Genomic DNA, 23,253 nt, shown 5'->3' with positions numbered 1-23,253 from the left:
ACAGTATAGCATTCGCTCGAAGTCGCCAACAAGCACTTCGCAATAACCGACCAAATTCCCATCCCGGCGAACCCTACTTGACTCAGTGCCTGTGAAAGTGGTTGTGGTCGTGGACGTGCGGTTCACCCGACTGAAAACTGTGCCAAGACTCCCACGCTTCTTGGAGAATAAAATAAAGAATCCCGACCGCCGCGACGACGTCGACCCACCACCAGTGGAACAAACTATTCAATCCTAAGCCAAGTAACAGCGTCCACGACATCGACGCGCAAGTAAAGCCGCACATCGCGTCGCCAATCAGACTCGGGCTATGTAAGAGTCGGCCGTAGCGCAGTTTCTGCCAAGCGAGCCAAGGCGTGACCACACTGCTGGCCGCAGCCGTGACGAGACCGAGCAGCGTCATCGCACTGCCTTCGCGCACGTGGAGGAGTTGGCCACTGCGATAGGAGATGTAGGCAGCGAGCGTGAACAGACACAGCGAAATCACGCCGCTCGTCCAGCGCTCCACTTTGTGGCCGGCGGCCATCTCCTCGCCAGACTGAATCTCCACGTACAGTCGGACGACGAGCATCATTCCGCTCAACAGTTCAATCGAGCTGTCGACGCTGAAGGCGGAGAGCGAGAGACTTCCCGCTCGGTACGCCGCAATCGCTGCCAAGATAGCCTCGGTCATGATCCAGCCGACAGATATCAGTTCAATTTCCATGGCGCCTTTCAACAATCTATCCCGGTGTGTTACCGGTCCTCTGGCCACGCGGGCTCCCTCCTATCCGCTGCGCGCTGTACACACAAGCGAAGGCTCAATTCGTATTGATGAACAGCGTGTCGAGAACGCCTTTGAGCATAGATCCGAACGCGCTCTGAAGATGTTCCCCGAGGTAGACGCCCCCGGTGGCCATCGCTGCGGCCAGGGCGCTGTTGACGCCGTCTTCATCAGGGTTCGGACTGTCGTCGGACGGGGTGTCAGCGGTGGAATCTACGCCCGACGACGGATTGCTGTTCGGGTACTCCATGACAGGAGGTTGATAGGGCGCATCCGAGCCAGAAGGCACACTCGCGTCGGGTGTGCTCTGGGTACTCTGGGTACCGCCCGTCACCGGTGGCAACTCCTGTATAGGCGTTGTCACAACGGATAGCGAGGAAGGGGTCGAGCCCAGGTGACTAATCGCCTCTGCGAAGACGGTGAAGACCGTTCCGCTTGCTCCGATGAGCAATCCAACGAAGAGGCCGCCCGCGACTATCTGCTTGACCCGGCGGCGTACGCTCACCCATGTTTTCCTCATTTCCATGCACCCCTTTGCGCCTTCTGGCCTGTCCCTGTCAGGCTTCTACTAAACCTTATGCACGGAAATAGTAGATTATCACTCAATCAGATGTTTGATTTCGAAGATTTGATTCGAAGCGTTATCCATGCAGGAATGGGACGTGGATAAAAAGAATTGAAAAGGGCACGAATCTAGTGTGGAGGCAGTGTTCATAGATGAGCGTTTCACCAATTACGAGCCCGGTGGTAGCGAACGCGAGCTCGGCGTCACAGTTGCCAGTTGGCAATCAAATCGTGAGCCAATGGCAATCTTCCAATCAGGTATTTCAGTCCATCCTCGAAGAGACCCTCGAGCTGCTCGCCAGCGAGGAGGGGACACTGCTGCCAGGTGCGGGCATCACAGGGCTCGCAAGCGAGCAGGGCGGTGTCGCTGACGCGGCGGACGATTTGAGTAGCGCCACAGCAGGAACCTACGATGATTCCCTCACGGGCCTCTTGTCGCTGTTGCCAAACTTCACGACAAACGCCGCAACAACCGCAGCGCCAGTCTCGCTCTCCGAGGAGTCGGCCGACACGAGCGCCACGACGGCTTCGTCCACGACGCGAAACATCGCGTCGCTCGTCGACACGGCAGCCGCGAAGTACGACTTGCCATCGTCGCTTTTGAGCGCAGTCATACAACAGGAATCCGGCTTTAACCCAAACGCCCTCTCAAGCAGTGGGGCACAGGGCCTGATGCAATTGATGCCGAGTACCGCAGCGTCGCTGGGCGTCACCAATGCGTTTGACCCCGCACAGAACATCGATGCTGGCGCGGGCTATCTCCGCCAACTCCTCAATCAATTTGGCGGTAGTGTGCCGCTCGCTTTGGCCGCGTACAACGCAGGTCCCGCAGCCGTCGCCAAGTATCAAGGCGTACCACCTTATCAGGAGACGCAAAACTACGTCCAGAACATCCTGAAGAACGCCTCGCTCTAAGGCCGCCAAACCACCAAAAAAGCCGCTTCCTCCGCAAGGGGGACGAGCGGCTTTTTTGGTGGCAGGCGAGGGATGCGGGCGTTCACCACCGGCACGTCACCCGTCCTAGCCGACACTTTCCCAATGGCTCTCCATATAACCTTCGACGGTCTGTGCAAACGCGGCAGCCATGCCCGAGAGGTCCCGGCTGACCAGATAGGTATGGGCGATGGGCAACTCTACCTCCGGATGCGGCATCTCTAAAATTCTCCCCCACAACACGGATTGCCGAATGATAGAGGCTGGTAGACAGGAGGTGGCCAGTCCTTGTTCGACGAAGTGCAGCGCGACATGCGCTTGACTCACCCGCATCGTCCGCATGCGAGGATGCGCAGAACGCAGCCGAACCACCAAATCGTCCCAAAAACCTGGATGGTTGTGCGTGATCATGGGATACGTCGAGAAAATGTCGGTGAGGGAGGGGGGAGGGCCGTCGTGATCGACATCGGAGGCGGGAATGACGAACCGAATTGGGTCGGCGTACAAGGGAGCGCTGGTCACCAGCTTCGACGTCGACTGCACGCGAGAAAAGCCGAGATCTGCTTGACGCGACTCGATGAGCTGTACGACGTCCGCCGAATCGACGACGAGCAGGTTGAACTGCAGGGTCGGTGTGGTGCGTTGCATGGTTTCCAACCAACGCGAGAGAAACGTTAAGGCGACAATCGGCGAGACCGCCACCGTCAGCGTCTCGTCATACGACTGTTGATAGCGTGCGAGGTCCTCCTGGCTCTCGAGGTAGTCGCTGTACAGCTTTTTCGCGTGTATCAGCGCCCTGCGACCGGAGGTACCGAGTTCCACGGTTCGACCAGACTTCTCGAACAAGGTGACACCGAAGGCTTGCTCCAACTTGCGAATGTGCAGCGAGACCGTCGGCTGTGCGATATGTAGCCGCTTTGCTGCACGATGATAATTTCCCTCCTCTGCTGCGACGAGAAAGGTGCGAATCCACTCAAGTTCCATACTAATCACCCAACCGCTCATACTAATTATCATACATAATCAATCTAATCACATTTAATCATTATACATATTCACTCCCTTGCCATACACTATCGGCGAAAGGAAGTGGTTTGTATGGCATGGGTAAATGGATTGCAAGATGTCGTTGCGGCGGGCACGGAGCTGTCCGAAGTAAACGGAGAAGTTGGAAAATTGTCCTATCGTGGCCGAGCTGTAGCCGATCTCGTCGGCCACTTCGACTACGAGGACGTGGCGTACCTGTTGTGGTATGGCGAGATGCCTTCGGCCGAGCAGAAGACGTCCCTGAACGAGCTATTCTTTTGCGGGCGACAGGCGGCGAGCGAGGTGTTCGACGTGATCGACCACCTACCTCCATCGCTCGACGCCATGAACGCTGCCGCCATTGGCCTTCTGTGCATGAGAGCGCAAAGCTCGGACGAATCTGACGCAAGGACGCCCGCATGGTATACCGCCGCGTTTCCCGTTCTTTTGTTGCGGCACCACGCGAATCAGCACGGGCTGGCCAAGGCTCGTCCGGACATTCGCGCTGGTCACGTCGCGACGTACCTCTACCTGCTTCGCGGCGGTCTCATGCCAACTAGAGAAGAGGTGCAGGCGCTTGAAGCGTATATGATTCTGACGATGGAACACAGCCTTAACGCGTCCGCATTCGCGGGGCGTGTCGCGGCGTCGACGCGCGCGAACACGGCGCGTGCGCTCGTAGCCGCGCTGATGACGATGACAGGACCGCTGCACGGCGGCGCACCGAGCCTCGTCCTCGACATGTTCGACGCCATCGGATCGCCCGCACGCGTAGACGAGTGGCTCGAGCAAGAACTGGCGAGCGGCCGGCGACTGATGGGATTCGGCCATCGCGTCTACCGCACCGTGGACCCGAGGGCAAAGGCTCTGTACAACATCGCTGCAAACTCGCTGGCTGGCCAGGATAGCCTCGTGCTCGCACAAGCCGTCGAGCGACGGGCTGTGGAACTGTTGGCGGCTGCAAAACCGGGCCGCAGGCTGCATCCGAACGTAGAGTATTGGGCCGCGTGCGTTTTGCGATCCCTCGACATCCCGCACTCGCTGTTCACCGCCACGTTTGCAACCAGTCGCATGGCTGGCTGGTGTGCGCACATCCTCGAACAGCGGCAGTGTGACAAGCTGATCCGCCCGCAAGCGGTCTATGTGTCGACGCGGTGATGTGTCGCATCAGAGCAAAGCGCCGCACGAATGAAAAAAGCATGACAACAGGCAGGCTGTCGCAAGCGCGTTTCGCCTGTGACAGCCTGCCTGTTGTGCCGATTGCGCGCGTCGCGCGGAAGTCCATCGCGCGCCTAGTGCGTGACGAGATCTGCGTCCTCCATCGTCATCGAGGGGTGTAAGGCGATGTTGAGTCCTTTGGCGACCACATACGCCACATCCTCCATGAAGTCGTCTACCTCTTTTGGGGTCACCACGAGATTGTTCTCCATGGGCTCCAACACCTCTCGCACAAGGTGCCACTTCTCCCCTGTCGACAGCTGATCGAAGAGCGCACTTGCGGCGTTGCCAGGAACTTGCGCACGGAGTTGATTGAGCACGAGTTCGATGGCGTCATTGGCGATGGTAGCCGCCTCCACCACGGTCGGAACGCCGACGGCGATGACCGGAATGCCCAAACTCTCCCTGTCCAGGGCCTTGCGATTGTTCCCCACACCAGCCCCTGGTTGAATCCCGCTGTCTGACAACTGAATCGTCGCGTTCACCCTGTTCAAGGAGCGCGACGCCAACGCGTCGATGGCAATGACTGCGTCCGGCTTCACGCGCTCCACAATCCCTCTGACGATCTCGCTCGTCTCGATGCCGGTAAGCCCTAATACACCGGGGGACACCGCCGCAATGGAGCGATACCCCTTTCCGTCGCCAAGGACCTCCGGCATATATTCGAACAAATGGCGCGTCACGAACAACTTCGTCACGACCATCGGTCCGAGGGCGTCGGCTGTCACGTGTTCGTTGCCGAGCCCGATGACGAGAATCGAGCCGTTTTCCGGAACGTCGAGCAAGCGGTTCAACTCGTCCGCAAATACTTGTGTCACGCGTTCTTGAAGGTCAGGGTCACGCCGCCTAAGCCCCGGAATGTCCAAGGTGACGTACGTACCCTTGCGCTTTCCCAGACGCCGTTCCGCGACCTTTGTGCGCACTCTGACGCGGGTCACGCCGATGCCGTCAAACTCCTCCCTCGACTCGTCCACGCCGCTCAGAGTCCTGCCCCCGTGGCGAGCGAGTTCATGTGCCTCCATCGCCAAGTCGGTACGCGGGCTGTAACTGGTCAGCGGTCGATGTCGTTCCTTGAGCAGAACCGTTCTAGGTTCGCCGTGAATCTGAACTCGAATTTCCTTGTTCACATACCCACCTCATTTCTGCATGTCCGTCTTGCTAGGCTTCGGCCGATGTGGTAAACTCACTTTCGTCTGTAAAGATGCCGGTTTTGTGCAACTGGAGGTGAACCATGTATGCCGAACATCAAATCTGCAGAGAAACGTGTCCGCATTGCGGAACGTCAAACGTTGCGGAATACGTCAATGAAGTCTGCGCTTCGCACGACGATCAAAAAGTATGAGACATCGCTCTCTGCTAAGGACGTCGAACAAGCGCGTGAGGCTCTCTTGACCGCCACTCGTGCATTGGATAAAGCTGTGACCAAGGGTATCATCAAGAAGAATACCGCTTCGCGTAAAAAGTCCCGCTTGACCAAGCACTTCAACGAGCTCGTGGCAACCAACGCGTAATTGAAATAAACGACCCAATCCGGGTCGTTTATTTTTTTGTGGCCCGAATCAGGGACTCCACATGTTGGTTGGCCATCTCCTGGCGCGCGAGATGAACCATCTTCCGAACCATAGGCCCCCCTAGATTGCCCCCGATTCTCCCGGCATCGCTCGCCTTCATCTGCGCATTGCTTCCATCGTCGTTGTAGTCTACATGCAGTTTATCTGCCACGATTTTGGCCGCCGATTCTGGCTTTGCGGGCGCCATTCCTTCAACGACTCGGAGCTTGCCATCCGGGCCAATGGTTTTGACCCGATGCCCTCCGGCTGCTTCAGCCATCCGTAAGCACCCCCTCGAGCTTACTTTGCCCGCCGAAAAGTACTCGTACTCCCCGCGCACGAAAGCATCAACAGTTCGATGGCCTGTTGCGCATCGCGCCGACCCCGTTTGATATCCAACTCAAAATCCGCCGCGTTTCGGATGAGGGATTCCAGATCTGACAACGCAAAATTCCGCGCCTGTCGGTCCGCCACCTTCATCGCAAACGGATGTGCCTTGGCCTCCTTCGCGATGTCCTCGATGCGCATGCCACGCTTCGACAGCGCCTTGGCGAACCACATCATGCGGAACTGCCTCGCGAGCATCGCCATGAGCGCAAGTGGATCATATCCCTGGCGCGCCATATCCGCCAATTTGAAGGACGCCTCGGCGATGCGTCCTTGGGTGACGTGATCTACCCAATCAAAGACGGTTTCCTCGAGCGTCTCTGCGACCAGCAACTGAACATCCTGCGTGGTGACAGATCGCCCCAACGCATAAATACTCAGTTTCTCTAATTCATTCCCGGCACGAGTGACGGTCCCCGTACGGCGCCAAAGTTCTTCCAGGGCATCGTCGGCCATCTGCATCCCCATTCGCTTGCATTCCTGTTTCAGGATGCGTATGGCAACCGGTGGCTTCGGTGTCTGACAATCCACCACGATGTGCCGTTTTGCCGCCTTTGTCACCTTCTTGCGCTGGTCGAGCTTGTCCCCGTTCACCGTGATCACGAGCGTCCTCTGGCTGACCGGGTTTTGCAGGTAGGATTCCAACAGATCTGCCTGCGTTCCCGCCTTCCCCTGGCTCAGAAACGCGGTACAGTTTCGGATGACCACGACGGGTTGCGCGAGGAAGAGAGAAACGCTCTCTAATTCGAGCAACGCTTCCTCCACCCCGTCCTCTTCGAAGTCAAAGCGCGCACAGCTTTGTCCGTCTGACATCTCGGTCAACTTGCGAGTAAACTGATCCATAAAGAAGAGTTCTTCTCCATACAAAATATAAACAGGTGCAACCTGACCTGAATTCAGCTGATCATATGCCGTCGTATAATCCAAAAAAGACGCCCCCCGTGACCAGTATACCCTGTCTGGCTCGAGGAGGCGTCTCTATGAAATCGAAATAGGTGACCGATTGGGTCGACCAATTAGATGCGCATCATTTGTTTCGTGCGGTTACCCGCGAGGCGCATGCCGCCGAGTTCCCACAGGTACTTGGCCTTGCTGCCCTCTTTTGCGAGCGCTGCCGTGACACCTTTAATTGGAACTCCGAATGCATCGCCCACGCCGACGTCCGAACCCAAGGAGCAGAGCGTACCCCAATTGCGCGGCTTGAAGCTCTTCATCGGTTGACCGCTGAGCAAGCCCAGGAGGTTATGCGCAGCGAGTGCACCCATCTGTTCTGCCATCTGAGCGGTCGGTGGGAACGGCTTGCCGTTCTCGTCTTCTGCCCATGCGCTGTCGCCGACGATAAAGATGTGGTCGTCGTCGGAAGACTGCAGGAAGCTGTTCACCTTGCCGCGACCGCGACGGTCGACATTGAAGCCCGCATCGGTGAGAAGCGGATTCGCGCGAACGCCACCCGTCCAGACGATGGTGCCAGCCTCAACGGTTTCACCACCGTCAAGGTGTACAACACCTGGGGTAACCTCCATAATTTTCGTGTTGGTGCGAAGCCTCCCGCCCTTTTTGGTCAGCGTTTCGATGACGTATGGACGGAGATGTGCGGCGACCATCGGCAGAATCGTAGGCATCGCTTCGATACACTGCAAATCGACTTCCGAGAACGAAATGTTCAAAGACTTACAGAGTTCTGGGAGATATTCCAACAACTCACCCATCAACTCGATGCCAGTCAACCCTGCACCACCGAGTGCAATGCGAAGATGACGCTTGTCGCCGTCGTTGGCGTATGCCTTAAATTCGTTTTCGATGTGCTCACGAATCTGGACAGCGGTATCGAGGTTGGTGATACTCAGGCTGTTCTCCTTGAGACCCTTGATACCAAAGTACTCAGAAATCCAGCCCATGCCGTAAATCAGGTAATCGAACTCATATTGGCCAGACTTGCCGATGACGACCTTCTTTTCGCGGTCGATACCGGTGATTTCATCGATCACCAACTGAGACGAATCCTGGCGAAGAACTTCCTTGATAGGCACCCGATAGTTTTCACCAGGGCCGCGACCGCCAGCTGCTTCGTGCAACAAGGTGGTCAGGTAGTGATAATCATGGTTGTTGACGATGGTGAACGGCGTGCCTGCTTTATCAAGATGAGCAGCTGCTGCCATCCCTGCATAACCGGCACCGACAATCACAATTTTACTCATTGCTCGTCCTCTCCAGTTCTATACAGCATATTTTTATCATTCCATATGTAGCCAGCGATCCGTCTCCTGAATCGCCAAGCTCTATCCAGTAGTCAATCATAGCACAACCCATTTTATTTTACACGAGTTGGCGAGCAAACATACGAGATATATTGTACGAACGGTCGCTGCCATTGCATGAAGAAAAGAAATCCGTAGTACGACAAGATGAACCAAAAAGGGAGCGCCGGCATGACATCAAAACTGTACGGGAATTGAACAATCTGGTGCAGTAGATGACAGAGGCCGTTGACCATCGCCACCGCAGCTAGCCCAAGTAGGTGTGAAATGGCTAATAGCCAAGGACAAGGGACAGCGAGATCGGCGAGACAGGTGACACACCACAGAAGTGTCAGAGGGAGTAAAAGAACGAGAATCGGCTCGACGATTACGGTCGCCAGTGCCCCATATGGGGTCAACTGACCAAACCACCACCACACGAGTGGGATCATGTATACATCCATCAGCACACTTGCATACATCAATTCAAACACGTGCACCAAGCCACTTTGTATCTTTGCCACACCCCACCGCCGCAGGGATGAGTGCCGCTCTGACCGCAGCGCTTGTAATGGATCTGCGATGCGATTCGCACTCGTTTGACACATGGCGAACGCGGCTGTGATGGACAGCACGCCACTGACGCTGGAAACGGCTTGCGGAGACCAGAGCGCAAACAAGAGAGTGGACACCGACAGCGCAGTGAGTGCATCGACAGGGCGACCGCAAGCTCGTGCCAGTACGGTGTACGATGCGAACACCCCCGCGCGAGCAATCGGTGTCGCACATCCGCACAAGCATACAAACCCCCAAATCACGCCGATCTCATAGGCAATTTGGAGGATTCGTGAGCGCACACCCCACCACCTGACGCCCCACTGCCACACGAATCTGGCAAATCGGAGGCAGAGCACGACGTTGGCCCCACTGGCAGCTAATAGATGCGTGACGCCGGCGTCGAGGAACAAAGTCTGCGTCGTCGCTGAAAGCGGCGCGGCGCGGCCCACCACCATCGACAAAGCCAGGTCCGCCAGCATCCGCTTCGCTTCGGGGACGGTTTTGGCAAGCGCCCGCTCCAATTCATTGGAGCCGTTGGCAAGTCCTCGTGCGGGCTCTGCAGCCACGAGTTGTCCGCGAAACGCGTACATCGGGGAGAGCCAGTCTTGTAGCGGCTGCCGGACAGGCCGAGCGACGAACATGCCGCGAACGAGCACGCGCTCGCCTGGGACAATCGCAACCGGTACGCGCGCGAACGGAGACCAAGAGGCGGTATACGTACAGCGGTGGTTCGCGTCGGGTCCGTCAGCGTCCACGGAAATCGTGTAAATTGCAGTCTGTGGCTCCATCGTGATGTGTTCGACCGAACCACGTAGAAGCGTCGGCGCGCCAAGCGGCGCGGTTGGGGACGGAGATACGCGAGCATTGTGAAGCAATCCAAGTGCCAGGCCTGTGGACACGGCGATCACGCAGCCGACACAGAGTCGAATCGCACGGATTCGCGAAGTGGCGACGATAGCAGAGCAAAGGACGGAACAGAAGGTTAGGGTGCCAATCAGCAGGTACCGCGGGTACTGAAAGACGCATATGTGCTGTGCGGCCACGAGTGCACATATGCCCAACCAGGCGCCTGTATTTACCGCCATCACCCGTCGTTTCACCGGTCTTCTTTTGGCGCCAGAGCGGAGGCCACATAGAGATTCGGCGCCCACAAAGAGAGCGTTTTCGGCCCAATTCCCTTCACGTTCAAGAGATCCGACACGGACTGGAATGGTCCGTGCGCCTGCCGGTACGCAACGATATCCGCCGCCCGTTTCGGCCCGACTCTTGGTAACGTCTCGAGCGTCGCTTCATCGGCCGTATTGAGGTCGATCTTGTCGGTCACAAGCGGTTTCCCTTCACCTGATGGAGCATCAGACACGCCGTTTGCCTCAGGACTCGGTACGAGGGACTGTTCGGTGGCACGCGCGACCTGACTCGACGTCATCGCACGCGCCTGAGCACCCATCTGACCTGGTACGTCAATTTCTTCGCCGTCCCACACGAGTGCTGCGGAGTTGACATCCATCGCGTCGGCCTTGTCGCGGAATCCGCCAGCCGCTTCAATGGCGTCGTCTACCCGCGAGTTCCAGGGGACGGTGACTACGCCTGGATGCACGACATCTCCGTGGACATCGACCTGGATGGTGTTCGAGTCTTGTGCGCCAGCCTTCAGGTCGTCCCCTCCGTTTGCCCGCATGCCAAAGGTCCTTTTGGGCGGCGCGGGAACAGGCGCGTTTTGGCCTGTCCCGGGCGCCACGCCACGGGCTTGTCTGACGTTTCCGTACAGCCAGCCGATCAGCACAAATAGAGCGACCAGCAGGACGGGCAGACCAATCCGTGTCCACGCTGTGAACCGACTTAATCCATCTCGCCACGAAGGCCTCCTGCCGCAGCCCGCCAACTCGTCGCCACCATGTTTCCCAACCAACCACAGATTCGCCGGTTTGCTCACGGTTGAGATCATCTCCCTTTCAAGTCTTGGGGAAGATGTTCAACTGCATGGCGCCCAATGCCTGTTTCCCGGCCGTTATCGGGTATGCAACTTTGAAAACGCAACAGGGGAAGCGTGAATACAATACACAGAGATCGACAAAAGGTTTGCGGCTCATTTCGCAGGTCGTGTACAATCAATGTAGAAGAAATTGGAGGTTATAAGCGTGCTCACACCCAGTATGGAAGACTATTTGGAGAAAATTTACGAACTCATGAACGACAAGGGTTATGCGCGCGTTTCCGACATAGCTAGTTCACTCGCGGTTCAACCAAGTTCGGTGACAAAGATGTTGCAGAAGTTAGATGAGAATGAATACGTGAGTTACGAAAAGTACCGGGGCATCGTGTTGACGCCAAGAGGTCAACGAATGGGGAAACTCATGAAAGAACGACACGCCATGCTCGCGGAGTTTTTGCGGATGCTCGGTGTCGCCGAGGAAACCATTCAGCGGGACGTGGAGGGCATCGAACACCACGTAAGCCCTCGCACATTAGAATCTCTACAGGCGCTCGTCGTCTTTTTCAACACCAACCCAAAGGCCCTGGAGTCCTTCTTACAGTTTCAGGCCACCGAGTCGCCGTCCAGCGAGGACCCCATTGCCCGCTCGTAACAAGGCGTCACTCGATGATGCCCTAGAGGCCGCTTACACCTGTGCGATGAAGATGAGCCTATCGGCTTCCTGGGTTCGCTCCCGCGCAAAATCTGCTAGGACGGAATCGACCCGAAAACCGCAGCCTCGAAGGACAGCGGTGATCTCCGCCTCTTCGTGATAATACTGCCGATGCTCCTCTTCAATTCGCTCGTACAACCCGTCGTCGAGTCGAATAAAGGCGTGAACCTCGTGCTCAATCGTCCGGTCCACCACCCGCGTCTCATGTAAGAGCACAGCATCGTCCTCGATTTGGTGCCAATACCCCTCGGCAAGTGCAGCCACGCGCCTGGGACCAATGATATCAAACGCGAAAACGCCTGTCGGCGTGAGCGACCTGCGAATCCCTTCGAACACGCGAGGGAGATCGGCAAGTGGGAGATAATTCATCACGTCACAGGTGGACACGACCAGATCTACCGGGCGAGGCAACCGCAGCTCCCGCAGATCTTGACATAAAAAGTTTACGTGTGACCGCATTTCGAACGCACGCTCTTGGGCCTTTGCGAGCATCGTCTCCGACGCGTCCACACCGATGCAGGTCCGTGCCGCAGTAGAGAGTGGCACGGTCAAAATGCCGGTGCCACACCCTACGTCAGCCACGTCGAGCGCCGAAAGCTGCCAGCTCGATTGCAGGATCTCCATCCACTCGTCGTACGGTGCGTCCGCCATAAACACATCGTAGACGGTGGCAAACTCGTCGTACGCCTTCACGTCGAAGACTCACCGACAGAATAGACGTCCGCTTCTCCCCACAAGCGTTCGATATGATAAAATTCACGGTCCTCCGGCCTAAATACATGCACTACGATATCCCCGAAGTCGAGCAGCACCCAGCGCGCTTCATCCATCCCCTCAACACCCTTACAATTCACGCCCAAATCGTGTAACTCGTCTCGGATTGCCCTCGCAACAGCCTCGACTTGTGGGCGGGAATTGGCTGAACACACGACAAAAAAATCCGCCATGGGTGTCAGCGTATGGACGTTCATGACGACCACGTCTGTCGCCTTTTTGTCCTGCGCCGCATTCGCAGCAGCCTGAGCAATGCGCTCCACTTCATTCATTTGCATGCACACGCCTCCTTAAGTTCACCACAGGTTATTCGGAACGCATGATGAGGTCGTTTCTCGTGAGTACCGTCAACGGAAACAAGGGTTTTCCTGCATCCACTAAGAACCGAATCGTATTATCGATACTGAGCCTCACGGCCCATTCCAAGCTTCGCCGCGCCGCCTGGCGAATCTGATCTACGCCAGCATAATCACGCCCTGGCTCAATTGCGTCGGCCACGAACAGAACCATATCGAGCGCGGTCATGTCGGGCCGGCCGGTTGTGTGATAGCGCACGGCATCCAAGATCAGCTCGTCGTCGATGCCATAGTGCGTCTTGCCAATATGCGCGCCAATAGGTCCATGCAAGAGCGTCGGAATGGTGGCAAACCCTGGCGGGACTTCTATCGTCTGTGAGGCCACGCGGAGCTTTTCCCAGGACCACTCTCTCGCAATATCATGCAACCAAGCGGCAATTTCAGCTTGTTCCGCATTGACGCCATATTGCTTTGCAAGGTCTATCGAGGCCTGAACAACGCCTTCGACATGGTGGAACCGATGCGGCGTTAGAGAATCTTTGACATCGTGTATCAGTTGGGACAGTTCCATTGTCTGCCTCCCATTTGCCCGCTCACGGGCCGGCATTCCACACATCAAGTACCAATGGCGGTACCAATCCGAAAACGTCAAGGCGCTTTTCGAGTCGCTCCCGAATCCACGTCGACGAGACGTCGAGAAGCGGCATCTCTATGGCCGTGGCACGGACGTCCGACAACACCGACTGCACCGCGTCGAGCGTGGCGGCAAAGGGGTGACCGCTGCGCCGTGCTACATAAAATGCGATGCGCTGCGAAAGTTCTTCAGCGCCGTGCCAGGTGGGTAATTGTGCTAGGCTATCGGTTCCCAATAAAAAGAAAAATTGCGTTTGTGTATACCAATTTTGACACGCGCGCACGGTGTCGACGCTGTACGATGGCCGCGGTAAGAACGATTCCAAAGGCACTGCGCGAAGTCCTGGACGCCCATCCAATAGCGTCTCGACCATTTTTAGACGCCACGAGAACGTATCATCTCCGATGTCCGCCTTGTGCGGTGGACTGGGGGACGGCAAAAACCAGACTTCGTCCACGCCTGTCTGCTCCAAAGCCAGCTGTGCCATGGCCAGGTGCCCGACGTGGGGCGGATCGAACGTGCCACCAAACAAGAGAACGCGGCGGGCGCTTATATCTGGCAAGGCACTCGGCCGTTGGAAAGTGGTTCCACTGTCGTCCACAGTATAACACACCCTTACGTCACTCATGTTCCAACTGCTCCTGCGCGAGGTGGGCATTGACCGCTTGGAACATGACGTCGACGGGCGCCGCGTGGCCGAGCCACCATTCGTAGGCGTCCACCCCTTGATAAACCAGCATGCCAGCGCCGTCGATGACCTTCGCCCCCCCCGCCTTGGCGACTTTGGCAAAGCGCGTCTCGCGCGGGCGGTACACGATGTCTTGAACCACCATCCCCTCCGAAAAGACAGAAGGGTCCTCGATGGGCGAACGAGCCGTATCTGGCCACATCCCCATCGGCGTCGTCTGCACGATGACGTCCGATTCCGACACGACCTGGTGCCGCTTGTCCCACGGGGCGTAATCGATTGTGAGCGAGGACTCAAACCGCTGTTGAAGCTGTGCGACGGCCGTTTCACGGCGTGCGATCACGCGCACCACAGACGCCTTGCGATGCGTTGCAATCGCGGCCAAAATCGCCATTGCTGCACCGCCGGCCCCGATGACTGCAAAGTTCGGAGAAGCCCCTGTCACGTGTTGCTCGATAGAACGCCACCAACCAGAGACATCCGTATTATGCCCAATCGCGCCTTCCGTCGAAAAGCGAATGGTATTGACCGCTCCAATCCGCTGTGCCTCTGGCGTATGTACATCTGTCCACTCATAGGCTGCGACTTTGTGTGGAACCGTGACATTCACGCCGACGGCTCCGAGCGCGGCGAGGCCCGTGAAGGCGTCTCGAACTTGCTCCGGCGCCACAGCGAATGGAACGTACACCGCCGCCTTGCCGTCCGCCTGAAACGCCGCGTTCATCATGGCGGGTGACGCCGAGTGTCCGACCGGGTAGCCGAGAAGTCCAAACAGTCTCATGAGGAGAACCCTTCTCTCGAGCGGGTCAAGTCGCCCACGAGCCGCGGTCGCAAGGCCGGGTCTAACCAGCTAGGCAACCAGAGTCGACCGCGAAACGTGGCGCCTGACAGCGTGATCCAGCCGAGGCCAGGGATGACGATGTCCCGCCCCCGTCCAGACACTGGGATGGTTCCGTTCGGAACGCGCTGACCCGTTCGCGTCGACTGAATCGGGTGGGCTTTCAGGTCGTCGAACGACGTACGACATTCTGTGCACGGTACTTGTAATATGTCGTCCCGATGCTGTTCCCAGATGATTTCGGCACGCTCCAACTTGGAGCGATGGACAGGTAGCTGGTTGCTTATGTATAACACGATAGGCTGGCGAACGCCGGCTTCAAAGTCGAGGCGCGCAAATCCGCCGAGAAACAACGTCTGCTCGGGATTCAGCTGATACACCTTCGGCCGGATGCGCGCGTCGGGCACCGCTCGCTTTAGGCAATCTGCGCACAGCCTGTCGATCACCCGCGTACCGTGAACCAGTCCTGGCGTGTCGACAAAGGTAAGCGGGCCAGTGGGTCCCTCTACCTGGAACTTCGACAACGCCAACGTGGTCCCTGGGCGCCGCGACACGGTATACGGGTCGTTTTGCACTTCAAATCGCTTCGCGATTGCGTTGAGCAGCGTGGATTTTCCAGTGTTGGCCATGCCGACGACGTAGATCGGCTTGTCCGTCACGTCGCCGACGCGATGGATTAATTGATCCATCCCCTCAGTGCTCGCGGCGCTGACAAACAGAACCTCCTTGGCCTCCACGCGCGTCGCGCGAACTTGTTCCAATATCCAATCCGACAGGGCTTCATAGTGGATCCCCTTCGGCAGCAAGTCCACTTTGTTGACGACGACGACCACTTCGCTGTTCATCACGAATCGGGCCAAATTGGGAACCAAACTCCCACTCAAATCGAACACGTCGATGACGTACAAGACGAGCCCAGGGTTGTCGAAGATCTGTGCGACTTGCTCCTGGTAGGCGCGCTCACTGACTTGCACGGGTAAAAATTCACCGTAGTTGCGAATTCGAAAACAGCGCCGGCACTGCACATTCGCTTTGCCGATCGCGCTGTTTGGGACAAATCCCGGCGCCTGTTCGTCCTGCGATTGCAATGGAGACCCGCAGCCGACGCAGACGGCCTCGTGTTGTTCTTGACTCATACCCTCACCTCCGAAGTGAATTGGGGCGTTGTAATCCGCGCGCGCAAAGGAGCGGCATGGTCACGCGTTCGAGGTTCCGGACCATCCGTGTGCCCCACCACTCGTTTGGTTCGATGGGGAGTACTAATACGGTATACATCCCCAAACGATTCCCGCCTCGAATATCGGTAAACAGTTGATCTCCCACCATAACCGCCTGTTTCGCATCCATCTGAAATCGGTCCAAAGCCTGCTGAAACCCGATTGGCTTCGGCTTTTTCGCGGCACCGACAGCCGGGAGCCCCGACAGCTGTGCGAACTCCAGAACGCGACCACTGGTGTTGTTGGAGACGATACACACGTGAAATCCTCGGTCGTGTGCCTGTTTCAACCACTTGGTCAGCGACTCCGGTACCGTTGGCTGATTCCAAGGTACGAGCGTGTTGTCGAGATCCGTGAGAATGAGTCGAATACCTCGTCCCCACAGGCGTTCCAAATCGATTTCGTAAATAGAGGCCACGTATTCATCTGGCATCAACGTTTCCAACCAACTCACAGCAGTCACCCGATTCTTTTCAGCTTGCTCGAATCCCTTGTGCCACACACGTTCCCGACACAATCAAAGTCAGCTATGCGGTAGACCATGATAGCACAGGGTGGAAACTATGCCTAGTGTACGCCAAAAAGGCGGCCCATTCACGGCCGCCTTGGAGCCATTGCCTTTGTGCTAATCACTGACACGATCATACACGTGCGCGGTTGTGGTTCACACATCATTTGCGCCGCCGTGACGGAACGTCTCGGACCGAGGCACTCTTACGAGCTGGAGCGCGCATGTTGTCGTACAGTTTTGTCAAGGCTCGATGTTCGATGCGGGACACGTAGGACCGAGAAATCCCAAGTTCCGCCGCGATCTCGCGTTGCGTGCGCTCCTCACCGTTGGGCAAGCCGAACCGCTTGCAGAGGACCTCTCGCTCTCTATCGGCCAAAACGGGTAGGCTTTCATACATCTTCTGTTTCTCCCAAGTGAAGTCGACTACGTCGATGACCTCATCCGGGTCGGAGCCCAACAAATCTGCGAGCGTCATCTCGTTTCCGTCCTTGTCGGTGCCAATCGGATCCGACAGAAAGGCATCCCGCCGGTGCTTCCTGGTGCTTCGCAAATACATCAGAATCTCGTTGTCAATGCACCGGGCCGCATACGTGGCGAGCTTTGTACCCTTGCCCTGTTTGTAACTCTCGACCGCTTTGATGAGCCCAATCGTGCCGATGGAAATCAGGTCATCCGGATCTTCCCCGGACGTCTCATACTTTTTCACAAGATGTGCCACCAGCCGAAGGTTGTGTTCAATCAGTAAATTGCGCGCGGATTCACTGCCCTTGGCCAGGTCGTCCAGCGCATCGCGCTCCTCTGCTGCAGAGAGCGGTTTCGGGAACGCACCGTTTTTCACATACGAGACGAATACCGAGACGTCCTTCAAGACGAGTGCGAGCAGTGCCAATATGCCGGACAAATTACGCCACCTCCGTCGTGCGTCTTGGCAATGACTTCGGCCTAATTTATGCAGCGTGGACACTGAATCTGCCTTCGCGACACGATGGCGAATTCGCCTAGGAAGAGGCAGAACCTGAACGGCCCGCCCGTTAAAAACCGCCCGGCCGCATTGCACCGATGCGCCTGAAACCCATGTTCAGTTGACGAGACCACCGCGAATGGCCCAAACCACCGCCTGGGTCCTGTCCTCTGCGCCCATCTTTTGCAGGATCCTGTGCACATGTGTCTTCACAGTCCCCACCGAGACGCACATCTGCTCGGCAATTTCCTGGTTGCGCATCCCCTGCGCCATGCACTGCAGCACATCCCGTTCTCGATCCGTCAGAGGTTCGAGAAGCGTCAGCGGCTGCTTGGGCTCGCCTACGGTATAGAGAGTCGCGAGCGCTCCCTGCGCATTCGCCGTGAGGTAGAACACCTCGCCGCTCGCGGCTCGACGAATGCCGTCTAAGAGCTGTTCGGTCGGGGAGTCCTTGAGCAAAAAGCCCACGGCCCCCGCGCGGATGCCTTCTTGGACGTATTCGGCGTGATCGAAGGTGGTGAGGAGGATCACCTTGCAACAGGTCTGCCGCGAATTCAACTGCTCTGCGACCTCGATGCCAGTCAACTTCGGCATGCGAATGTCGACGAGCGCCACATCCGCCACCCCCAGTTGCAATTGCGACAGCGCACGCTCGCCGTCTTGCGCCACGCCCACGACGGTCATATCCGATTGTGCGTCGACGATATAGCGGAGTCCTTGAACAATCATGTCCTGGTCGTCCGCAATGAACACGCGTATCTGCCTTTCCTGGCCGCAATCCATCAAGTCGACGCCTCCTGTTGCCTTACGGGAACCCGAACCTCGAGGGTCAACCCGTGACTTCCCGTGCGCTCTAACGCAAACGAACCACCCATGTCGCGGACGCGAGTTTGCATGGCGCGCAGACCAAATCCGAACGTCAATGTTGACACGTCGGTCAAGCGGCCGTCATCGCGCACGCTGAGGTTCGCGTGACCGTTCTGTTCGCATAGTTCCACTTCGACGACAGATGCTCCTGCGTGGCGAGCGACGTTCGTGAGCGACTCCTGAAGCACGCGGTAGAGGCACGTGGCTACCTTAGAAGGCAGTCTGTCGATGACGCGCTGTATGTCATACCGACATTCCACGGCGCTGGTCCTTTGAAAGCTGCGAAGGAGCGCTTCAAAGGCGGACACAGTCAAGTGCTCGTCGCTCGACTCGAACCGCCGTACCACTTCCCGCAACTCCTGCAAGGCGCTGCGCGCCGTCGCCAAGGCGTCGGACGTCATGGTTTTGGCGTTTTGGTCGCCGTTTGCGATGGCAAACTGCGTCGCCTGCAGTTGGACGATGAGCGACGTCAACTGGTGCCCCACCCCGTCGTGCATGTCTCTCGCGATTCGCATCCGCTCTTCCATCGTCGCGTGTTTCATCGTTTCCAGCGTCGCCTGTTCGAGCTCTTGGTGCGCGCGGACGAGGCGGTCGTGTTCGAGGCGGCGCAAGCGGCCGGCCCGGATGCCAAAGTACATCGCGACGAGGCCGATGAACTCCGAGACGAACCCGTACGTCGGCACCGTCCGAGCGAACCCGACGACGATCACGATGGCCACCGTCACATACAGGACCGTGGCGACGACGTCCTTATCGCGCTGGCACAACGCCACCCAGCCCGCGACGGGCCAGAGAAGTTGCGAGGCGGCCGCGAAGGGAACCCCCAAGAACACCATCACGGCGACCGGTACAAATGACATACCCACGCCCGCTACCATGTGCCAGCGCCGCACCGCGTCGTTTGGCAACCAGATGATCACACACTCGACGAGGAGCATCAGGTACACCGTGGCGCGAATGGTGATGGAGCCGTGGATGGAATGCGAGTAGACAAAAAAGATCACGACCGTCGCGATGAGTCGACGCGTAACGGTCTCCGGCTGACCAAACCCGAACATTCTCATGGTATGTCGTTTCCCCTGTACGGCTTTCCTATTATCCGTGTGCCTATCTTAGCCCAGACTTGTGCCAACCCGCATCTATCGTTCGATAGGTTTGCGCGGGCGACTCACAGTGACTTAAACCACGCAGTGGCCAGTTGATACAGGTGCTTGTGCGCAAGCCAGCTCGGTTCATCGGCGACACAGACGGAAAAGGCCGAAACAGGCGTGCCTTCGTGCATCTGATAACCGATGAGCCAGGCGTTGACGTGCCCGTTTGGCAACTCAGCGGTACCGGTTTTAGCCACGATTGGAAAGCGGTGTAGCGCGTAGGCTGTCCCCTCTCTGCGGTGGACTGCCACCCACATGCCGTCGCGAAGAACGGATGCCGTAAAACCAGAACAGGCCCGCAGGCCGACCGTGTCGCGCGCGTCTGGGTACAGCGGTGTAAAGCGCCCCGAGTCGTCCGTAAACCCCTTGACAAGCCTCGCGCGGTGATGTTCGCCACCCATCGCGATGGTGGCCGCGAGCACGGCACCCTGAAGGGGACTCATCCGAACGTCCTCCTGCCCGATAGCCGTGTTCGCCAGCAATCCCAAGTCGGCTCCTGACTGCTTGTACACGGCGCCCGCAGTGGCATTGGCGATGACCTCGCGGCCGTCGTACGGTGCTATGCCCGACTCGAGGATGCCAAATCGCTGCGCCTGCACCAGCATCGGCATTCGTCCGAGCTTTATGCCAATCGTCGCAAACGTGACGTCGCAGGATTGTGCGATAGCCTCACGCAGCGACAACTGGCCATGAACGCGCCAGCAATGCATGTCAACATGAGGAACGCGGATCAGCCCGCGGCACGTGAAGCGGGCGTTCGAGAGATATGTATGCGTCTCGAGCGCCGCTGCGGCTGTCACCAGCTTAAAGATAGATCCGGGCGCGATAGCCCGCAGCGCATCGCTAGATTCGTGGTCCGCCGACGCGAGAACGCCGATGTCGTCACTTCGCAGCGAAATGCTGACGATGCTCGCGTGTCTGGCGCCCGTTTTCTGTAACAGCGATTCGGCCAGACGTTGGCGCGATTCGTCGATCGTCGTAACGACGTTTTTGCCGCGGATGGGCGTCAGAGTGAAAGCGGTAGCAGGTAGGCCATGGACCGCAGTTCCGTTCGCAACCTTAGCCGCGACGACGTGGCCGGTCACCCCTGGGCGGCGCCCCGACAAGATGGGATCAAACGTGTATTCGAGCCCAGATCTGCCTTGTTCCGCCACCACCTTGTCGCGACTCGGCCAGATGTCCGGCAGGCCGATGGAACCCACGATTTCAGGTGCCACCACAGCGGGCGACAAAGGCTTCCCGCCCGTCTGTCCTATCAGCCGCCGGGATAGCCAACGGTGGCCATTTTGAAACTCTATCCACCCACGAGCATCACTGGTCAGTTGCAGGTGAAAGTGCTCTTCGTCGAGTTGCCAGCGTGGCACGCGCACGACTCGCCCATCGCCTGTGTCGGATACACGTGGAAATAACATCAACAGAAAAAGCCGCCCTAACAGGACGGCGCCAATGATCACAAACAGGATATACAGTGTGATGAGACGACCCACTCGCACTTGCGTATTGTGCACGGCTACCATACTCCTTAAGGGTAGGTTGCCCATGCCTGTTCACCATATACTGGACTATTGCACGTCGAGCTTTGCTTATTTGGTCGCCTTTCGCAAATTCTCAGCCCGCAATGCCTCATTGTGCAGTTGCTCTGAATACGTCTTTGAGAAGTAGTGTTCGCCACTTCCATCGCCTTTTGCAACATAGTACATATAGTCGGTGTGCGCCGGTTTCAACACGGCCTCGATGCTCAATAAACCTGGGCTGTCGATGGGGCCTGGCGGCAGTCCAGCAACGAGGTACGTATTGTATGGACCTTTCGCCTCCACTAGATCTGCGTCGGTTACGACATCCACGTGATGGCCGAGTGCGTAGTCCACTGTCGAGTCGATTTGCAGCTTCATGCCTGCCTTCAGACGGTTGTCGATCACGCTCGCGATGAGCGGCCGCTCCTGATTGACCTGCGCTTCATTTTCCACCAGCGAAGCTTCCGTGATCAACTGGTTCAGCGACAGGTGATCAGCTTTCATCAGAGCCACATTCGAGGATGTCAAGACGCGGTCCTGAAAGTCCTGAAGCATCTCGTTGACCACATCTGCAGCAGGCTCGTTTGGTTGAAATTGATAGGTGTCCGGGAACAGAAATCCCTCCAACCGATAACGAACGCCTTTTCGATCGGCCAACTGAGCCAGAAACGGTTCCTTAAACGATCCGCCGCGAACGGCGTTGAGGAAAGCGGACGAACTACAGATTCCCTGCTCCTGCAACTTGGTGGCGATGTCCTGAACGTTGTACCCTTCCGGAATGGTCACGCTGATGGCGTCGGATACCACTTCTCCGTGGGTCAAAACAGCCAGGATTTGCGACGGTTTCATATCCGGTGCCAGTGCGTATTTACCGGCCTGAATACCCGATACGCCATGATGTCCACGATAGAAATATAGAAACGCAGTCTGACTGCGGATCAGTCCCTTTTGACGGAGATCATCGGCGACTTCCCGCGCGGATTCACCGCGTGACACGACTACATCCTGCGTCTTCGACTGGCTGGAGACGGGCGATAAGGCCCGCTGATACCAGATGAACGCGCCGATGACGACGACCACAGCACAAATGACAATACTGATGGCGACTGTGGTCAACTTGCGACTTCTTTTGTTGCTGTTTCCCAGATTGTTTCGCCTCCCGCGTAAGGACGGGTTTACCCCGTACAAAGCGGTCGCACCGAGCCAATGCGGCTCAGTGCGACTTCGCGTCGAGATAGTGTTGTAGAAGAATGGTTGCCGCAACGGCATCCACGACTTCCTTGCGCTTCTTTCGACTGACATCGGCCTCGAGGAGTACACGCTGCGCACTCACCGTGGTCAGCCGCTCGTCAAACAACTCCACCGGTACGCTGACCAGGTTGGCCAAGAGGGCCCGAAATCGCTCCACGTGCTGTGCCTTTTTTCCGACTTCCCCCGCCAAGGTGATGGGGTGGCCGAGCACGATGTGGTCGACTTCGTACTCGCGCACAACCGACTGGATGTCTGCGGCCACTTGCTTGTCCGATTGCCGCTGAATCACCTTGAGCGCACTCGCCAAAAAGCCCATCGGATCTGAGAGCGCCAAGCCCACTCGGCGCTCTCCGTAATCAACTGCTAGTATCCGCATCGCCATGGAGTGCGGCGTAAGCGCGCACGAGTTCTTCAATCAAGTCGTCGCGCTCAATCCGTCGGATGGTATTGCGCGCATCAAGATGGCTCGTGATGTACGCCGGGTCCCCAGAGATGAGATACCCTGCGATTTGGTAAATCGGATTGTACCCTTTTTCCTTCAGCGCGCGATATGCTACCTGAAATGCTTGGCGCGCCTCGGCGTTCTCAGATTTTGTCTCAAACCGCATCGTCTTGTCAAAATCGCGGCTGGTCAAAGTGCGCCACCTCGCTAGTGCGTCAAAGGACGCTA

General features: G+C 57.4%; 27 protein-coding genes. 4 read left to right on the top strand and 23 right to left on the bottom strand.

All coding sequences use genetic code 11. The annotated features are described in order from the left end of the window. Positions 1 to 82: 82 nt before the first annotated feature. Both NZD89_RS10545 and NZD89_RS10540 read right to left on the bottom strand, forming a co-directional pair. Positions 83 to 754: a cation efflux transmembrane domain-containing protein gene (locus NZD89_RS10545; protein WP_268007682.1), complete on the bottom strand. Its 672-nt coding sequence runs from the start codon at positions 752 to 754 to the stop codon at positions 83 to 85. 46 nt (positions 755 to 800) lie between these two features. Further along, positions 801 to 1,283, bottom strand: coding sequence for a hypothetical protein (locus tag NZD89_RS10540; RefSeq protein WP_268007680.1), 483 nt, complete (start codon positions 1,281 to 1,283; stop codon positions 801 to 803). A 197-nt stretch (positions 1,284 to 1,480) separates the two neighbouring features. Between NZD89_RS10540 and NZD89_RS29300 the strand changes: the two genes are divergently transcribed. Next, positions 1,481 to 2,242: a lytic transglycosylase domain-containing protein gene (locus NZD89_RS29300; protein WP_284285346.1), complete on the top strand. Its 762-nt coding sequence runs from the start codon at positions 1,481 to 1,483 to the stop codon at positions 2,240 to 2,242. A gap of 105 nt (positions 2,243 to 2,347) precedes the next feature. Here the strand turns inward: NZD89_RS29300 and NZD89_RS10530 are convergent, their stop codons facing one another. Continuing rightward, positions 2,348 to 3,244 (bottom strand): LysR family transcriptional regulator, encoded by an 897-nt coding sequence (locus NZD89_RS10530; protein WP_268007678.1) that lies wholly within the window; start codon positions 3,242 to 3,244, stop codon positions 2,348 to 2,350. Between the two features lie 114 nt (positions 3,245 to 3,358). Between NZD89_RS10530 and NZD89_RS10525 the strand changes: the two genes are divergently transcribed. Continuing rightward, positions 3,359 to 4,444: a citrate/2-methylcitrate synthase gene (locus NZD89_RS10525; RefSeq protein WP_268007676.1), complete on the top strand. Its 1,086-nt coding sequence runs from the start codon at positions 3,359 to 3,361 to the stop codon at positions 4,442 to 4,444. A gap of 134 nt (positions 4,445 to 4,578) precedes the next feature. On the opposite strand, the gene gpr is transcribed toward NZD89_RS10525, so the two are convergent. Beyond that, positions 4,579 to 5,631 carry a GPR endopeptidase gene (gene gpr / locus NZD89_RS10520; protein WP_268007675.1) on the bottom strand — a complete coding sequence of 351 codons (1,053 nt, stop codon included), beginning with the start codon at positions 5,629 to 5,631 and terminating at the stop codon, positions 4,579 to 4,581. Between the two features lie 108 nt (positions 5,632 to 5,739). Between gpr and rpsT the strand changes: the two genes are divergently transcribed. After that, on the top strand, positions 5,740 to 6,015 hold the full coding sequence (gene rpsT, locus NZD89_RS10515; RefSeq protein WP_268007674.1) for a 30S ribosomal protein S20: 276 nt from the start codon (positions 5,740 to 5,742) through the stop codon (positions 6,013 to 6,015). A 28-nt stretch (positions 6,016 to 6,043) separates the two neighbouring features. Here rpsT and NZD89_RS10510 read toward each other — a convergent pair whose 3' ends face one another. The 5 genes from NZD89_RS10510 to NZD89_RS10490 form a co-directional block, all read right to left on the bottom strand. After that, positions 6,044 to 6,334 (bottom strand): small, acid-soluble spore protein, alpha/beta type, encoded by a 291-nt coding sequence (locus tag NZD89_RS10510; protein WP_268007673.1) that lies wholly within the window; start codon positions 6,332 to 6,334, stop codon positions 6,044 to 6,046. A gap of 20 nt (positions 6,335 to 6,354) precedes the next feature. Further along, a complete protein-coding gene (gene holA / locus NZD89_RS10505; RefSeq protein WP_268007672.1) occupies positions 6,355 to 7,368 on the bottom strand; it encodes a DNA polymerase III subunit delta in 1,014 nt (337 codons plus the stop codon). Positions 7,369 to 7,457: 89 nt separating this feature from the next. After that, complete coding sequence (locus NZD89_RS10500; protein WP_268007671.1) at positions 7,458 to 8,639, bottom strand: NAD(P)/FAD-dependent oxidoreductase; 1,182 nt, start codon at positions 8,637 to 8,639, stop codon at positions 7,458 to 7,460. 113 nt (positions 8,640 to 8,752) lie between these two features. Then, complete coding sequence (locus NZD89_RS10495; RefSeq protein ID WP_268007670.1) at positions 8,753 to 10,336, bottom strand: ComEC/Rec2 family competence protein; 1,584 nt, start codon at positions 10,334 to 10,336, stop codon at positions 8,753 to 8,755. Next, on the bottom strand, positions 10,333 to 11,169 hold the full coding sequence (locus NZD89_RS10490; RefSeq protein WP_268007669.1) for a ComEA family DNA-binding protein: 837 nt from the start codon (positions 11,167 to 11,169) through the stop codon (positions 10,333 to 10,335). The genes NZD89_RS10495 and NZD89_RS10490 overlap by 4 nt, the downstream gene beginning before the upstream one ends. Positions 11,170 to 11,389: 220 nt before the next feature. On the opposite strand from NZD89_RS10490, the gene mntR reads away from it, so the two are divergent. Beyond that, the gene (gene mntR / locus NZD89_RS10485; RefSeq protein ID WP_268008456.1) at positions 11,390 to 11,821 is read left to right on the top strand and encodes a transcriptional regulator MntR; all 432 of its coding nucleotides are present in this window, start codon (positions 11,390 to 11,392) and stop codon (positions 11,819 to 11,821) included. 33 nt (positions 11,822 to 11,854) lie between these two features. Here mntR and NZD89_RS10480 read toward each other — a convergent pair whose 3' ends face one another. From NZD89_RS10480 to NZD89_RS10415, 14 genes are all read right to left on the bottom strand, one after another. Beyond that, a complete protein-coding gene (locus tag NZD89_RS10480) occupies positions 11,855 to 12,574 on the bottom strand; it encodes a class I SAM-dependent DNA methyltransferase (RefSeq protein ID WP_268007668.1) in 720 nt (239 codons plus the stop codon). After that, positions 12,571 to 12,933, bottom strand: a complete 363-nt coding sequence (rsfS, locus tag NZD89_RS10475; RefSeq protein ID WP_431308600.1) for a ribosome silencing factor — start codon at positions 12,931 to 12,933, stop codon at positions 12,571 to 12,573. Before rsfS ends, NZD89_RS10480 begins: the two co-directional genes overlap by 4 nt. A 28-nt stretch (positions 12,934 to 12,961) precedes the next feature. Next, positions 12,962 to 13,522, bottom strand: a complete 561-nt coding sequence (yqeK, locus tag NZD89_RS10470) for a bis(5'-nucleosyl)-tetraphosphatase (symmetrical) YqeK (protein WP_268007667.1) — start codon at positions 13,520 to 13,522, stop codon at positions 12,962 to 12,964. Positions 13,523 to 13,544: 22 nt separating this feature from the next. Then, positions 13,545 to 14,213 (bottom strand): nicotinate (nicotinamide) nucleotide adenylyltransferase, encoded by a 669-nt coding sequence (gene nadD / locus NZD89_RS10465; RefSeq protein ID WP_268007666.1) that lies wholly within the window; start codon positions 14,211 to 14,213, stop codon positions 13,545 to 13,547. Continuing rightward, on the bottom strand, positions 14,206 to 15,054 hold the full coding sequence (gene aroE, locus NZD89_RS10460) for a shikimate dehydrogenase (protein WP_268007665.1): 849 nt from the start codon (positions 15,052 to 15,054) through the stop codon (positions 14,206 to 14,208). Before aroE ends, nadD begins: the two co-directional genes overlap by 8 nt. Continuing rightward, a complete protein-coding gene (gene yqeH / locus NZD89_RS10455; protein ID WP_268007664.1) occupies positions 15,051 to 16,247 on the bottom strand; it encodes a ribosome biogenesis GTPase YqeH in 1,197 nt (398 codons plus the stop codon). The genes aroE and yqeH overlap by 4 nt, the downstream gene beginning before the upstream one ends. 4 nt (positions 16,248 to 16,251) lie before the next feature. Then, positions 16,252 to 16,782, bottom strand: coding sequence for a YqeG family HAD IIIA-type phosphatase (locus NZD89_RS10450; RefSeq protein ID WP_268007663.1), 531 nt, complete (start codon positions 16,780 to 16,782; stop codon positions 16,252 to 16,254). Positions 16,783 to 16,999: 217 nt separating this feature from the next. Continuing rightward, positions 17,000 to 17,740: an RNA polymerase sporulation sigma factor SigK gene (gene sigK / locus NZD89_RS10445; protein WP_268007662.1), complete on the bottom strand. Its 741-nt coding sequence runs from the start codon at positions 17,738 to 17,740 to the stop codon at positions 17,000 to 17,002. 177 nt (positions 17,741 to 17,917) lie between these two features. Continuing rightward, positions 17,918 to 18,583, bottom strand: a complete 666-nt coding sequence (locus NZD89_RS10440) for a response regulator (RefSeq protein ID WP_268008454.1) — start codon at positions 18,581 to 18,583, stop codon at positions 17,918 to 17,920. Continuing rightward, positions 18,583 to 19,731, bottom strand: a complete 1,149-nt coding sequence (locus NZD89_RS10435; RefSeq protein ID WP_268007661.1) for a sensor histidine kinase — start codon at positions 19,729 to 19,731, stop codon at positions 18,583 to 18,585. The genes NZD89_RS10440 and NZD89_RS10435 overlap by 1 nt, the downstream gene beginning before the upstream one ends. A 104-nt stretch (positions 19,732 to 19,835) precedes the next feature. Next, positions 19,836 to 21,326: a penicillin-binding transpeptidase domain-containing protein gene (locus NZD89_RS10430; RefSeq protein WP_268007660.1), complete on the bottom strand. Its 1,491-nt coding sequence runs from the start codon at positions 21,324 to 21,326 to the stop codon at positions 19,836 to 19,838. 75 nt (positions 21,327 to 21,401) lie between these two features. Next, positions 21,402 to 22,601, bottom strand: a complete 1,200-nt coding sequence (mltG, locus tag NZD89_RS10425) for an endolytic transglycosylase MltG (protein ID WP_268007659.1) — start codon at positions 22,599 to 22,601, stop codon at positions 21,402 to 21,404. Further along, the gene (gene ruvX / locus NZD89_RS10420) at positions 22,546 to 22,923 is read right to left on the bottom strand and encodes a Holliday junction resolvase RuvX (RefSeq protein ID WP_268007658.1); all 378 of its coding nucleotides are present in this window, start codon (positions 22,921 to 22,923) and stop codon (positions 22,546 to 22,548) included. The genes mltG and ruvX overlap by 56 nt, the downstream gene beginning before the upstream one ends. A 16-nt stretch (positions 22,924 to 22,939) precedes the next feature. Then, positions 22,940 to 23,218, bottom strand: a complete 279-nt coding sequence (locus tag NZD89_RS10415; RefSeq protein ID WP_371826291.1) for an IreB family regulatory phosphoprotein — start codon at positions 23,216 to 23,218, stop codon at positions 22,940 to 22,942. Between the last annotated feature and the right edge of the window lie 35 nt (positions 23,219 to 23,253).

This window comes from Alicyclobacillus fastidiosus (assembly GCF_026651875.1).
GTDB classification, from domain to species: domain Bacteria; phylum Bacillota; class Bacilli; order Alicyclobacillales; family Alicyclobacillaceae; genus Alicyclobacillus; species Alicyclobacillus fastidiosus.
The sequence above is the reverse complement of the archived record's forward strand: the minus strand, read 5'-3'. Positions and strand labels throughout refer to the sequence as shown.

Excerpts from the sequence above, each read along its gene's own strand:
- NZD89_RS10540 (WP_268007680.1), bottom strand. The coding sequence starts at position 1,283 with ATGAGGAAAACATGGGTGAGCGTACGCCGCCGGGTCAAGCAGATAGTC.
- NZD89_RS29300 (WP_284285346.1), top strand. The coding sequence starts at position 1,481 with ATGAGCGTTTCACCAATTACGAGCCCGGTGGTAGCGAACGCGAGCTCG.
- NZD89_RS10530 (WP_268007678.1), bottom strand. The coding sequence starts at position 3,244 with ATGGAACTTGAGTGGATTCGCACCTTTCTCGTCGCAGCAGAGGAGGGA.
- NZD89_RS10525 (WP_268007676.1), top strand. The coding sequence starts at position 3,359 with ATGGCATGGGTAAATGGATTGCAAGATGTCGTTGCGGCGGGCACGGAG.
- rpsT (WP_268007674.1), top strand. The coding sequence starts at position 5,740 with ATGCCGAACATCAAATCTGCAGAGAAACGTGTCCGCATTGCGGAACGT.
- NZD89_RS10510 (WP_268007673.1), bottom strand. The coding sequence starts at position 6,334 with ATGGCTGAAGCAGCCGGAGGGCATCGGGTCAAAACCATTGGCCCGGAT.
- NZD89_RS10500 (WP_268007671.1), bottom strand. The coding sequence starts at position 8,639 with ATGAGTAAAATTGTGATTGTCGGTGCCGGTTATGCAGGGATGGCAGCA.
- mntR (WP_268008456.1), top strand. The coding sequence starts at position 11,390 with ATGGAAGACTATTTGGAGAAAATTTACGAACTCATGAACGACAAGGGT.
- rsfS (WP_431308600.1), bottom strand. The coding sequence starts at position 12,933 with ATGCAAATGAATGAAGTGGAGCGCATTGCTCAGGCTGCTGCGAATGCG.
- yqeK (WP_268007667.1), bottom strand. The coding sequence starts at position 13,522 with ATGGAACTGTCCCAACTGATACACGATGTCAAAGATTCTCTAACGCCG.
- nadD (WP_268007666.1), bottom strand. The coding sequence starts at position 14,213 with ATGAGTGACGTAAGGGTGTGTTATACTGTGGACGACAGTGGAACCACT.
- aroE (WP_268007665.1), bottom strand. The coding sequence starts at position 15,054 with ATGAGACTGTTTGGACTTCTCGGCTACCCGGTCGGACACTCGGCGTCA.
- yqeH (WP_268007664.1), bottom strand. The coding sequence starts at position 16,247 with ATGAGTCAAGAACAACACGAGGCCGTCTGCGTCGGCTGCGGGTCTCCA.
- NZD89_RS10440 (WP_268008454.1), bottom strand. The coding sequence starts at position 18,583 with ATGGATTGCGGCCAGGAAAGGCAGATACGCGTGTTCATTGCGGACGAC.
- NZD89_RS10435 (WP_268007661.1), bottom strand. The coding sequence starts at position 19,731 with ATGAGAATGTTCGGGTTTGGTCAGCCGGAGACCGTTACGCGTCGACTC.
- mltG (WP_268007659.1), bottom strand. The coding sequence starts at position 22,601 with ATGCCGTTGCGGCAACCATTCTTCTACAACACTATCTCGACGCGAAGT.